Annotated in this window: 8 protein-coding genes; 5 read left to right on the top strand and 3 right to left on the bottom strand. The window is 37.8% G+C overall.

The annotated features are described in order from the left end of the window. The first annotated feature begins 148 nt into the window (after window positions 1-148). The 3 genes from CDG76_RS18020 to CDG76_RS18010 all read left to right on the top strand — a co-directional run bounded on the left by CDG76_RS18020 (window position 149) and on the right by CDG76_RS18010 (window position 7,397). A complete protein-coding gene (locus CDG76_RS18020) occupies window positions 149-685 on the top strand; it encodes a nucleotidyltransferase family protein (RefSeq protein ID WP_094350330.1) in 537 nt (178 codons plus the stop codon). 185 nt (window positions 686-870) lie between these two features. After that, window positions 871-6,297, top strand: coding sequence for a trifunctional serine/threonine-protein kinase/ATP-binding protein/sensor histidine kinase (locus tag CDG76_RS18015; RefSeq protein ID WP_094350329.1), 5,427 nt, complete (start codon window positions 871-873; stop codon window positions 6,295-6,297). 437 nt (window positions 6,298-6,734) lie between these two features. Next, window positions 6,735-7,397 carry a nuclear transport factor 2 family protein gene (locus CDG76_RS18010; RefSeq protein ID WP_094350328.1) on the top strand — a complete coding sequence of 221 codons (663 nt, stop codon included), beginning with the start codon at window positions 6,735-6,737 and terminating at the stop codon, window positions 7,395-7,397. A gap of 127 nt (window positions 7,398-7,524) precedes the next feature. Here CDG76_RS18010 and CDG76_RS18005 read toward each other — a convergent pair whose 3' ends face one another. Continuing rightward, on the bottom strand, window positions 7,525-7,941 hold the full coding sequence (locus CDG76_RS18005; RefSeq protein ID WP_094350327.1) for a (2Fe-2S) ferredoxin domain-containing protein: 417 nt from the start codon (window positions 7,939-7,941) through the stop codon (window positions 7,525-7,527). Window positions 7,942-8,163: 222 nt separating this feature from the next. Here CDG76_RS18005 and CDG76_RS18000 point away from each other — a divergent pair, with 222 nt between their 5' ends. Beyond that, complete coding sequence (locus CDG76_RS18000) at window positions 8,164-8,556, top strand: carboxymuconolactone decarboxylase family protein (protein ID WP_094350326.1); 393 nt, start codon at window positions 8,164-8,166, stop codon at window positions 8,554-8,556. Between the two features lie 55 nt (window positions 8,557-8,611). Further along, complete coding sequence (locus CDG76_RS17995) at window positions 8,612-9,427, top strand: alpha/beta fold hydrolase (RefSeq protein WP_094350325.1); 816 nt, start codon at window positions 8,612-8,614, stop codon at window positions 9,425-9,427. 4 nt (window positions 9,428-9,431) lie between these two features. Here CDG76_RS17995 and CDG76_RS17990 read toward each other — a convergent pair whose 3' ends face one another. Both CDG76_RS17990 and CDG76_RS17985 read right to left on the bottom strand, forming a co-directional pair. Then, window positions 9,432-10,997, bottom strand: a complete 1,566-nt coding sequence (locus CDG76_RS17990; RefSeq protein ID WP_094350324.1) for a hydantoinase B/oxoprolinase family protein — start codon at window positions 10,995-10,997, stop codon at window positions 9,432-9,434. Window positions 10,998-11,184: 187 nt separating this feature from the next. After that, window positions 11,185-13,278, bottom strand: a complete 2,094-nt coding sequence (locus tag CDG76_RS17985) for a hydantoinase/oxoprolinase family protein (protein ID WP_094350323.1) — start codon at window positions 13,276-13,278, stop codon at window positions 11,185-11,187. Window positions 13,279-13,317 lie beyond the last annotated feature (39 nt).

The following is a 13,317-nucleotide window of genomic DNA, read 5'->3' as shown; positions in this document are numbered from 1 at the left end:
ATACTGAGACTTAAATGCATATCCAGCAAGGATTTATCTCTAAAATCCGTTCAAAAATCAAATAGGAGTCCTATATCAACACCGTAAGTTTAATGAAATGTGAATGATAATATTTTCACCTTCTACTTGACAATCCCAGAAATTTGATATGAATAGTAACACTCGCCTACAGATGATTTTAGCTGATACACGTATTAATACAGTATTACCTGCGATCGCTCAACTAAATCTACCTAACTGGTGGTTAGCAGGGGGTGCAGTCCGAAACACCGTTTGGTCTTCAATTTTTGGCAATGACTGTGGCTTAGGTATTAAAGATTTTGATATTGCATTCTTTGACATAGAGGGGAACCGTTCCCAAGAACTAGCAGCAAAAGCTACTCTCACAGAACAATTTCCTGATGACGAGTTTGATGTTAAAAATCAAGCCAGTTTTGCTCGTTGGCGTCTTGGTAGCAGACCTTATACTAGTACAGAGGATGGCATCACACATTGGCTGCACACCGCTACTGCTGTGGGAGTTCGACTAAATGCTCAAGGACAATGGCAATTTTTTACACCCTACGGGTTGGATGACCTATTTGGTGGCATTATTCGACCTACGCCAACGCATACTCATAATTTGGATGCCCATAACAAGGCATCTGGATTTTTACAGAAGTGTCCTTATCTGCGGTTGGCGTAAAAGTTACAGTCAGATTTTAGCCGCTAGTTTCCGTTACCAGGAAATAATCGCTTTTTAATTTACAACCCTTGAATACTGAAGCGCAATGTTAATAATTTTCTACGTACTGGGAATAATTAAACTAGAATCCCTTTCACGATAGAACAGGGATGATGCTAATTTTATAACTTTATAATCAAAAATCAATGCCAAATCGTACTGGATACCAAATCAACTCGACTCTCCACGAAGGAATCCAAACAATTATTTATCAAGCACAAACGCCAAAGACGCAACAGCGAGTTATCCTCAAGCTGCTTAAAAATGAATATCCGACCCTTGAAGCCTTTACTCGCCTTAAAAATGAGTATCAAATTCAGCAAGGTTTAGACCATCCCAATATAGTTAAAGCTATCAGTCTAGAAACCTTTCAAAACCGTGTGGGATTATTGTTAGAAGACTTTGGTGGTCAGTCTTTATCTCAAATTCTAGAAACAAAAAAACTTGACTTAATTAACCATCTAAAGATTGCTATTCAACTAACTAAAGCTTTAGATTATTTGCATAATAATCAGATTATTCATAAAGATATCAAACCAAATAACATCATAATTAACTCCCAGACAGGTATTGTTAAACTCGCTGACTTTGGTATAGCCTCCCGTCTCAATAAAGAAAATCCCCAATTTAATAACCCTAACTGCGTTGAAGGCACACTTGCCTATATGTCTCCTGAACAAACTGGGAGAATGAATCGCATTCTTGATTATCGTACTGACTTTTATTCACTTGGTGTGACTTTATATGAAATGCTCACTGATAAAACACCATTTGTTAGCCAAGACCCCCTAGAAGTAGTTTATAGTCACATTGCAGTTCAAGCGAGAAACCCGCAATCATTAAATTCACAAATTCCTACCGCTATCTCTGAGATTGTGATGAAGCTGATGGCAAAAAATGCGGAAGACAGATATCAGAGTGCTACAGGATTATTAGCAGATTTAGAATCATGTCTCAAGCAGTTAGAAATTAAGGGAATCATTACTGATTTTGTGCCAGGTCGTTTGGATATATTGAGCCAGCTATTAATACCTCAAAAATTATATGGTCGTGAAGAACAAGTTAATGAACTTTTAGCTGCATTTGAGCGAGTTACATCTGGAACTAGTGAAATGATGCTAGTTTCTGGTTATTCTGGGATTGGCAAATCAGTTCTAGTCAATGAAGTTAATAAACCCATTACTCGCAGACAAGGGTACTTTATCTCTGGTAAATTTGACCAGTTAAAACGCAATATACCTTATGCTTCTTTAATTCAAGCATTTGCGTATTTAATGCGGTATTTGCTGACCGAGAATAATGAGAAAATAGAAACATGGCGTAATAAAATATTATCAGCTTTAGGAACAAATGGAAAAGTCATTACTGACGTAATTCCAGAAGTAGAATTAATCATCGGGACACAGCCGGAAGTTGCCCAAATTGGGGCAACAGAATCACAAAATCGTTTCAATCATGTTTTTAAAGAATTTATTCAAGTTTTTACTCAAAAAGAACACCCATTAGTCATATTTTTAGATGATTTACAATGGGCAGATTCAGCTACTTTAAATCTAATTCAACTGCTCATAACTGATACCGATAGCAAATACTTTTTATTTATTGGTGCATATAGAGATAATGAAGTTAGTTCAACACATCCTTTAATCCAAAAGATAGAAGAGATTAAGAATAGTGGCACGGTTGTTAATAATCTTGTATTGCAACCCTTGAATTTAGGCAATGTAACTCAGCTAGTTGCCGAAACTCTTCAAAAAATAGAGGTGAAGCAGGATGAACAAACAGGAGTCTTTAATCAAGAAATTATTAAACTAGCTGAGTTGATTTGTAACAAAACAGGTGGAAATCCATTTTTCATCACACAACTAATTCAGGCACTTCATCAAGAAAAACTGTTAACCTTTGACTTTGCTAATGCTAAATGGCAATGGAGTCTAGAGGATATTCAAGCGATTGGAATTACCGACAAGAATGTAGTTGAATTAGTTGCCAGCCGAGTTGAAAAACTACCACAGTTCACTCAAGATGTTTTAAAATTAGCAGCTTGTGTGGGTGACAGATTTAGTTTGGATGTTTTATCGATAGTCAATGAAAAATCACCTTCTTTGACAGCAAATGATTTACACTCAGCTTTGCAAGCGGGATTAATTCTGCCTTTAAGTGAAGCTTACCGCATTCCTTTAGTTTTTAATCAAGAAGAAGCGGTTAATTTAAATTTTGACACTTCACGGGTGGGTTACAAGTTCTTGCATGACAGAGTACAACAAGCAGCATATTCGTTGATTCCAGAAGAACTAAAGAAATCTACTCACCTGAAAATTGGGCAATTGCTTCTCCAAAATATACCTAAAGAGGAAATAGAAGCTAATATTTTTGATATTGTCAATCAGTTGAATGTAGGTATTGTTAACCTGATAGAGCAATCTGAAAAAACTGAATTGGCACGATTAAATTTAATTGCAGGACGAAAAGCTAAAGCTTCTACAGCTTACGAAGCTGCTCTTAAATACTTCACAAATGGGATAGAACTTTTAAATATAGATGCTTGGCAAACTGAATATACCTTAACCATCGGTTTATATGAAGGAGCCGCAGAGGCAGCTTATCTGGGTGGTGATTTTGAGCAGATGCAAAAATGGGCTGATGTGGTGCAGCAAGAAGCCAAAATTCTTTTAGATAAAGTGAAAGTCTATGAAGTACAAATTATCGCTTCTATCATTCAAAGCAAACAACTGGAAGCCATTCAAAAAGCAGTATCAATTCTGCAATTGTTAGGAATAAGTTTTCCCGATGAACCAACATCAACTGATATTCAACAGGGAATGGATGAAATTGCTGTTTCTTTGAAAGGGAAAGCCATCGCAGATTTAATTAATTTACCATTAATGACCGATCCTAACAAGATTGCAGCGATGAGAATCTTAATGGGAGTTCTCCCTGCGGCTTTTCAAACTGCTCCTGCAATGATGCCAATTATTGTCTGTAAAATGGTCAATTTGTCCTTAAGCTATGGAAATACAGCTGTATCTGCTTATGGTTATAGTCTTTATGGATTACTTCTTTGTGGAGTTCAAGGAGAAATTGATTCTGGCTATAAATTTGGGAAATTAGCTTCACGTCTGGTGTCACAATTTAATGCTGAAGAACTCAAGGCGAAAATTCTGACGGTTGTTAGTGCCCATGTTATGCATTGGAAAGAGCATATTAGAGAGACATTAACATCATCAATGTCAGGATATTCTAGTGGTCTGGAAACTGGAGATTTAGAATATGCTGGTTATTGTGGTTACATTTATCCCTATCATTCATTTTGGATGGGTAAGGAACTTTGGGTTTTAGAAAAAGAACTGATAGCTTATTGTGATTCACTGAAAAAAATCAAGCAACAAGTAGCCTTCACTTGGAACTCAGTGTATTTGCAAACAGTTTTGAACTTGAAAGGAAGTTTTGAAAATGTGGATTGTTTAATTGGAGAAGCTTACGACGAACAAAGTATGTTGCCAATTCATCAGCAAGTAAATGACCTTTACACAATTAACCATTTATTTGTTAATAAGTTAATGCTCTCTTATCTATTTGGGGAGTATTTTAAAGCTGTAGAAAATGCTGCGATCGCAGAAAAATCTTTAGGTGGTGTTACAGGCTTGTTTGTTGTTCCAGTGTTTTATTTTTACGATTCTTTAGCCCACTTAGGAATTTATCATACTGCTAAAGAGTCTCAGAAGCAAGCTATTCTAGAAAAAGTCCAAGCTAATCAGCAAAAGATGGAACTCTGGGCTATTCATGCTCCCACAAATCACTTACACAGATTTTATCTCGTGGAGGCAGAACGGTATCAGGTTTTGGGTCAAAAGCTAGAAGCAATGGACTATTATGAAAACTCGATTGCCAAATCTCAATTAAACGGTTTTCTTCAAGAAGAAGCTTTAGCATACGAGTTAGCTGGAAAATTCTATCAATCTTTAGGTAAAGAATTAATTCATCAAACTTATATAACTAAAGCTTATTATGCCTATATTCGTTGGGGTGCGATCGCCAAAGTTAAACACTTAGAATCAAAGTATGTATTTCTAGTAGGACAAACTACTACCATAGAGAACACTAGTTCAAAAATTGATACCACTCATATTACTACTAACACTACTACCAATAGTAGCTTGAGCGATTTTCTAGATTTTAATGCATTCATCAAGTTTTCACAAGCGATTACTAATGAAATTGTTTTAGAAAATCTATTGGGTAAGCTGATCCAAATTTTACTAGAAAATGCTGCCGCACAAAAAGCAGCACTACTCCTACTTAAAGATAATCATCTATATATTGAAGCTTCTGGAAATGCTACTGACGATGTGGTGACGGTTTTACGTTCTATTCCTGTTGAAACATATCAAGATTTACCGCTGTCTGTAATTAATTATGTTCTCAGAACTCAGCAATATATTGTGTTAAATGATGCAATAGCTACAGAGCCTTTTAATTTTGATATCTATATCCAAAAATCTCAAACAAAATCAATCTTTTGTTTGCCCATTATGTACCAATCACAGCTAACTGGTATTATTTATTTAGAAAACCAGTTATCATCAGGAGCTTTTGTTTTAGAAAGGGTAGAGGTATTAAAAGTCTTAGTTTCTCAAATGGCTATTGCCATAGAAAATGCCAGCTTGTACACAAAGGCGCAAGACAAATCTAAGGAATTAGAACAATCGATAACAGATTTACAAGAGGCACAACTACAACTTATCCAAAGTGAAAAAATGTCTTCTCTAGGAAATTTAGTTGCAGGCGTAGCACACGAAATAAACAACCCCATTGGTTTTATTACAGGTAGTATTGTCCAAGCAAAAGATAATGTTAAAGATTTAATAGACTATCTGCAACTGTACCGAGAAAAATTCCCCAATCCTGGCACTGAAATTGAAGAAAAAGCTGAAGAGATAGATATAGATTTTCTGCTAAAAGATTTACCAAAAATGATTGATGGCATGACGGTAGGCACACAGCGCATTCGTAATATTAGTACGTCTCTTCGTACTTTTTCTCGTGCTGATACTACCTCTAAAGTATTAGCTAATATCCATGAAGGTATTGATAGTACTTTGATGATTTTACAACATCGTCTGAAAGCCGATCATAATCGTCCTGCCATTCAAATTATTAAGAATTATGCAGATATCCCATCAGTAAAATGCTATTTGGGACAATTAAATCAGGTTTTTATGAATATTATTGCAAATGCAATTGATGCTTTAGAAGAAGCAAATATCGGTCGTGATTTTTTAGAAATTCAAGAAAAGCATCCGAATATTATTATTATTGAGACTTGTCTACAAGTAGATAATGACAAGGTGGTAATTAAGATTCAAGATAATGCCAAAGGAATGCCTGAAGCAGTTAAAGAATGCATTTTTGAAAATTTGTTTACTACCAAATGTGTAGGAAAAGGTACGGGATTAGGATTATCTATTAGTCGGCAAATTATAGTTGAAAATCATGCTGGAAATTTGACTTGTGAATCAGTTTTGGGACAAGGAACACAATTTATAATTTCTATTCCCATTTTGGGAGAATAAGGAACTTTTGATAGTTGTGGCCGCAGATACTCATCTCATCTTCTCTAAGAAGTTGAGTAGCTTATCATGAATCTTCCAGGATTGCTAGAGTAATTTTATTTAATTTCTGAAAATTGGCAAACTGAAATTCATTTTGCTGTTAATCAAACTATGTAAGTAGTAACTTTATTACTTAATCAAATCAACACAAACTTAGTTACAATTAACACTTGTATCTTATTAATTAACTGTTATAACTAATTGTATACATCAAATCTTGTACATACTAGCTTTGTTATTTACTAGAAAAGAGCTTTTCTAGCGGATATAAAACATAATTGCTAGCAACATCTGCAAGCATATTGCCAGTTTTCATAAGCTAAAAATGATTAGCCTAAACTTTAGTTTGTGGGAAAGTACAAGATGCGAAAATTGTAAATAATTAAGGAAGTCATCTTGTGGAAAAAAGAAGAGAAAATGGGGGAATAGTTTCAAAGGCTATTTCGTTTCTGTTAAATCGTATAACTTTGATTGTGCTTGCAGTTGCTCTTGTGCTGTTTATTGGAGGTAGGTTTGAAATAGCAAGTGCAACTCAACCTAATGCAGAACTAGAAATTCAAAAATTAACATCCTGTTACGCTCTGGGAACTGACGCTATTGGTAGAGGAAATCTCCAAGAAGGAAAGAATATTTATCGGGATTGTTTTACTCAAGATTCAGTTCTCACTGCCATTTTTCCTGATGGGGCAACTCAAACAAATTATGGGACAGATTCTTGGGCAGATTTTGTCTATTCAGTATTCCAAGGAAATGGTTATACAGCTACTCAACACTTGATGGGTACAATAAACATTTCAGTTCAAAATAATCAAGCAACGATGACTTCTTACCTCCATGCGACTCACAAACGCTCAGAAACCAGCATTGATGTTGCTAATGGCACTTATGAAGATCAAGTCGTTAACAGGAATGGGCGCTGGAAAATTCGTAATCGTACCCTTAAACTCATTGATTTCTTGAATCTCAGTTCGCCAACTACTGCTTCTTCAAGCACTAATGCTCGAAGTGCTAATTCCTCAGCCACCTTTGTCAGACCAAATATACCTCGTTTAAAAGAATAATTCTTTAGGTTGGATAAGTATTCTTTACCTCCCTGATGCCCTGAAAAAAGGGGTGAATTAAAATATTCACCCCCTTTTTTATTTGCCACTTGAGTAAAATATAGTGCAGGATAAACAACCTTTGGAGTCAGTCTTTATTCTGCTTGATATATGAATAGAGAAGTTCGCGATCGCTTCGAGGATTTACAATTAAGCATGGACTATTCCCGTGACTTCCATTACCTACAATAAATACGGTAATGCCCATGCGGGGACAAACTCCTAAACAACTGGTGCTAACCACCCGAAAATCACCCCATAATCCCTCAAACTTTAAACGAGATTTCAACCAATTCTCTAAATCTTCGGAAGCCGTTGAGCCTAACCGCTCGTTTGCACATTGCGAACACACAAGCACTAAACCAGATTCCCATCGGGGAGAAACGGTTGGAATAGAAGTTTCTAATCGAGTATTTATTAGAGGCGATGGTTGATGAGAATTGGATGCAGACTTCTTGAGGATACGTTTGAGTAATGCTTTAATACGCTGTAGGAATTTTTTCATGGACTACTCCACCTATTTCTCTGACAAGATAGTGTAAATTTCCTGTTTAGTCTGTTCTAGTAGAACGCCCAAGAAATGCTAGTCTATGCCAAGTCGTTTGTAGACGATGTAGAATTTTCACCTATGGACGCCAAGAGGACATGATATTACTATCTTTAATTGCAACTCAGTATTACAATCTAGGGGTTCCCACTCGCTGGGGAAACTATATGGAATTAAAACATGACTAAGCTGATCGAATACGAAGAAGCCAGCGACGAAGTACGTGCAGTGTATGACGACATCCGCGTTACACGTCAGAATGACTACATCAATAACTTCTGGAAAGCCATAGCCAACCATCCCCCCACTTTACAACGAACGTGGCAAGCGCTAAAGGAAGTGATGGTTAGCCCTGGTGAGATTGATCCACTGATGCGCGAACTGATTTATATTGCTGTGAGTGCAACCAATGGCTGTGAGTACTGCATCGCTTCCCATACAGCGGCAGCACGTGCCAAGGGTATGAATGATACTATGTTTGGGGAACTAATGGCGATCGCAGCCACTGCCAATATGACCAATCGCCTCGCCAATGGCTATCAGATTCCGGTGGACGAGAAATTCAAGACGTAGGAGTTGAGCCTTGTCTATCCCTACTTAAAAATAAGGTTTAGCCGAATTATTTACTATGCCCAAGGTTCAGATTAACGGGATTGATTTGTTCTACGACATTAAGGGAACGGGTGAGCCTTTGCTATTAATAGCTGGCTTTCTTTGCGATCATGCTTATTGGTCGCTAATTATGCCATCGCTGGTTTCGCAGTATCAAGTCATTCGCTTGGATAACCGAGGTATGGGGAGAAGTTCTGCTCCCGAAAACCCCTATAGTTTGAAACAGATGGCTAGTGATGTTGCAGCATTGCTTGATTGCATCGGAATTGATCAGGTACATCTAGCAGGCCATTCAATGGGTAGTCAGATAGCTCAAGAGTTAGTGTTAGCGCACCCTGAAAAGATAAAAAGTCTGATGCTACTCTCATCTTTGGCAAAGGGTGATGCATTATTCAACAGCATCATTGAAACGTGGGGCGAACTTCCTAGTAATGTAGACCTAAAACTTTACGAAAAAGTCATATTGCCCTGGATATTTACAGATGCCTTCTACTCAATTCCTGACATGATCGAAGGGCTGATTGAATTTGCGATCAGATATCCTTTCCCACCTGCAACTCATTCACTCTATCATCACAGCCAAGCCATCCTTAATAGTGACACAATAGACCGCCTCCAACAAATTCATTGTCCTACCTTAGTTATGGTTGGTAAACAAGATATTCTCACCCCGCTAAAGTTTTCCCAACAACTTGCTCAAGGTATTCCCAACGCTGAACTTGTAGTCATCGAACGTGGAGGTCACGGCTTCTTGATTGAGTCGCCGGATGCTGTGGTTTCGGCGATGCTCAATTTCCTGGGGAAGTTGAAGCTAGCTTATAGCAATTTTTGATTATTTAAGGGCATTTCCCAAAACCACCGCCACCAGGAGTTTCTATCACAAAAACATCTCCAGTTTTCATCTCTGCTGTTGCTGTACTATCTAAATTTTCTTCAATTCCATTCTGACGTTGTATCCAGTTGCGTCCTACTTTTCCTGCTTCCCCACCATTTAATCCAAAGGGAGGAACCAGCCGATGACCAGAGAGAATATTAGCTGTCATCGGTTCTAGAAATCGAATGCGGCGGACAACTCCATTACCACCCGAATATTTTCCTTCGCCACCGCTATCGGGACGAAGACTAAAGCTTTCTAAAAGTACAGGATAACGGGTTTCTAAAACTTCTGGATCGGTCAAACGGGAGTTAGTCATATGAGAATGAACACCATCAGTACCATCAAAATCAATTCCTGCGCCAGAGCCGCCGCAGATAGTTTCATAATATTGATATTGCTCATTACCAAAAGTAAAATTATTCATCGTTCCTTGAGAAGCAGCCATAACACCCAAAGCACCATATAAAGCATCAACAATAGTTTGAGAAGTCTCTACATTACCTGCGACTACTGCGGCTGGATAGGTTGGGTTGAGCATACAACCAACCGGGATAATAATTTCTAGAGGATTAAGACACCCGGCATTGAGAGGAATATTATCATCAACTAAAGTACGGAAGACATATAAGACTGCGGCTTGAGTTACACCTTTGGGAGCATTAAAATTACTATTTAGTTGTAGAGAAGTACCTGTAAAATCGATGGTAGCACTGCGGTTTTCTGGATTAATAGTTACTTTAACTTGAATTTGTGAACCATCATCCATTTTATAAGTAAATGAGCCATCCTTGAGAACTGCGATCGCACGTCTAACAGACTCCTCAGCATTAGCTTGCACAAATTTCATATAAGCTTGAACAGTATCAATCCCGTATTGTAAAACCATTTTACAAAGTTCTTGAACTCCCCATTCATTTGCGGCAATTTGGGCTTTGAAATCGGCTATATTTTGAGCGGGGTTACGAGCAGGATAAGTATGATTTGAGAGGTGCTGTCTGACTGCGGATTCTTGAAAATTGCCCTCTTCAACTAAGAGAAAATTATCAAAGAGAATTCCTTCTTCTTCTACTGTGGTACTGTGGGGAGGCATTGAACCGGGAGTAATTCCACCAATATCTGCTTGGTGTCCGCGAGAAGCAACGAAAAAGAGGGGAGCGGGAAATGGAGTATTTTCATAACTCTCTAAAAAAACAGGGGTAATTGCAGTTACATCAGGAAGGTGGGTTCCGCCGTTATAGGGGTTATTAGATAGATAAACATTTCCCGGTTTTAGGGTGTCGCCTTTATCGTTAATTAAACTGCGGACACTTTCACTCATTGAGCCTAAATGTACGGGAATATGGGGGGCATTTGCTACTAATAATCCCGATGAATCAAAAATAGCGCAGGAGAAATCCAGCCTTTCTTTGATATTCACGGATGTGGCTGTGTTTTGCAACACAATTCCCATTTGTTCGGCGATAAATTGATAGAGGTTTTTGAATATTTCTAAGCGGATGGGATCGGGTTTAGATGTTGTGTACATATTGAGATTTTATTTATATAGATGATTTCATAGCTAGATTTGCCCTATCAACAACAAATTTATTCATTTAAGGAAGGGTTTTAATAACCGGATAAACGTAAGGTGACATTTAACTTTTATTTAGGTTTACTACAAGGTACTTGATATTGATTATCCTGTAAATTACAGACTAATTCTGATAAATTAATTAATATTTACGGTCTAAAATTAGATGATTTTTTGTAGTTAATCTCGCTTGCCAGTTAGGCTCAACTACAATTGTGCTAATTTTTTCGATAATAATCGCAGGTCCATTAATACTATCTTCTGGTTGTAAATCTTCCCTTCGATAAACAGGAGTATTATACCATCCATCAGCAGTAAATATCCTTACTGTCTCAACAGATATGGGGTCTTTATCTAAAGGTCGAGTACAAATAATTAAAGGTTCTTCAGGAGTATCCATTTTCTGAATTACTTCCACTGAAGCAGATTCGACAATTAAGTTTTTATCTAATTGAATGAAACCATAGCGTGATTTATGTTCACTCTCAAATTCTTGTCGCATCACTACCACATCATCGGCAAAATTAACGGTCAAGATAGAGTTAGTACCCTCGTATTTTAAGTTAGCTTTTCGGATTACTTCTACTTGACTCAGTGCCTCATCTATTTGGCTTCTAGCTTGGGTTTGTAAATATCCCATTAAATGCTGGAGTTGAGGGATTAATCCTTGAGTTAAAGGTTGTTCAACTCCTCCTTCTCTAATCGCTCGTACATCAGCTAATCCCATTCCATAAGCAGATAGAACTCCAGCATAAGGATGTAAGAATATTGTTTTCATTCCCAAGGTATCGGCAATTAAACAAGCAACTTGCCCACCTGCACCGCCAAAACAACAAAGCACATATTGACTGACATCATAACCACGTTGCAGACTGATTTTTTTAATTGCATTCGCCATATTTTCCACTGCGATCGCAATAAATCCAGCAGCTACTTGTTCGGGAGTACAATCATTTAATGTAGCGGCTTGAATGTCTTGAGTTAATTGGGTAAATTTTTGAATAACAATATCTTTATCTAAAGGTAAATTCCCATCAATTCCAAAAACCGAGGGAAAATATTGTGGGTGGATTTTGCCTAACATCACATTGGCATCAGTAACCGCTAATGGCCCGCCACGTCGATAACAAGCAGGCCCAGGATTTGAAGCAGCAGATTTAGGGCCAACACGATAACTGGAACCATCAAAAAAGAGAACTGAACCACCACCAGCAGCAATAGTATTAATTGCTAATACAGGAACTCGCATCCGCGCCCCAGCAATTTCCGAATCTAGTTGTCGTTCATACTCTCCTTTAAAGTGGGCAACATCTGTACTTGTCCCTCCCATATCAAAGGTAATAACTAACTCGAAGCCTGCCCTTTTACTAGTTTGAACTGCGCCAACAATACCGCCAGCCGGGCCACTTAAAATACTATCTTTTCCTTGAAATTGTTCGGCTGCGACTAAACCGCCATCAGATTTCATGAACATTAATTTGACGCTGGGTAACTGATTCGCTACTTGGTTAACGTAGCGGCGCAGAATAGGAGTTAAATAAGCATCGACTACTGTTGTATCTCCTCGGCTAACCAACTTCATTAAAGGACTAACTTGATGTGATACGGATATTTGCGTAAAGCCGATTTCTTGGGCAAGTTGGGCTATTTGTTGTTCATGAGCAGGATAGCGATCGCTGTGCATAAAAACAATAGCGCAACTCCGAATTCCTGTGTGGTAAACTGCTTGTAAGTCAGTTTTAACTTGTTGAATATTTACAGGTATTAATTCATTTCCATGAGCATCGTAGCGTTCGTTTATCTCAACAACCTGCTCATAAAGCATCGTTGGTAAAATTATCTGGCGGGCAAAGATATTAGGACGGTTTTGGTAACCAATTCGCAGCGCATCTTTAAAGCCTTTGGTGATCAGAAGAACGACGCGATCGCCTTTCCTTTCTAACAGCGCATTTGTTGCTACTGTTGTCCCCATTTTTACAACTTCTATCGCTTCAGTAAGAATGGGTTCGTTGCTAGCAATACCCATGATATCTCGAATACCTTGGATGGCTGCATCTTGATATTGTTCGGGATTTTCTGAAAGTAGTTTGTAGACTATAATCCATTGCTGATTAGGCAGAGTCACAATTAAAAAACGTTCAGGATGTTTTGAAACTCCATCGATAATTGCTTGATTATTAGTAACAGCAACAATATCTGTGAATGTACCACCACGGTCAGCAAAAACCTTCAACATTACTCTGTTTCCTGTATAATCATGAAAAATTACGAAATA

The sequence above is a fragment of the Nostoc sp. 'Peltigera membranacea cyanobiont' 210A genome (genome assembly GCF_002246015.1).
Taxonomy (GTDB): domain Bacteria; phylum Cyanobacteriota; class Cyanobacteriia; order Cyanobacteriales; family Nostocaceae; genus Nostoc.
The sequence above is the reverse complement of the archived record's forward strand: the minus strand, read 5'-3'. Positions and strand labels throughout refer to the sequence as shown.

Excerpts from the sequence above, each read along its gene's own strand:
- CDG76_RS18020 (WP_094350330.1), top strand. The coding sequence starts at position 149 with ATGAATAGTAACACTCGCCTACAGATGATTTTAGCTGATACACGTATT.
- CDG76_RS18015 (WP_094350329.1), top strand. The coding sequence starts at position 871 with ATGCCAAATCGTACTGGATACCAAATCAACTCGACTCTCCACGAAGGA.
- CDG76_RS18005 (WP_094350327.1), bottom strand. The coding sequence starts at position 7,941 with ATGAAAAAATTCCTACAGCGTATTAAAGCATTACTCAAACGTATCCTC.
- CDG76_RS18000 (WP_094350326.1), top strand. The coding sequence starts at position 8,164 with ATGACTAAGCTGATCGAATACGAAGAAGCCAGCGACGAAGTACGTGCA.
- CDG76_RS17995 (WP_094350325.1), top strand. The coding sequence starts at position 8,612 with ATGCCCAAGGTTCAGATTAACGGGATTGATTTGTTCTACGACATTAAG.
- CDG76_RS17990 (WP_094350324.1), bottom strand. The coding sequence starts at position 10,997 with ATGTACACAACATCTAAACCCGATCCCATCCGCTTAGAAATATTCAAA.
- CDG76_RS17985 (WP_094350323.1), bottom strand. The coding sequence starts at position 13,278 with ATGTTGAAGGTTTTTGCTGACCGTGGTGGTACATTCACAGATATTGTT.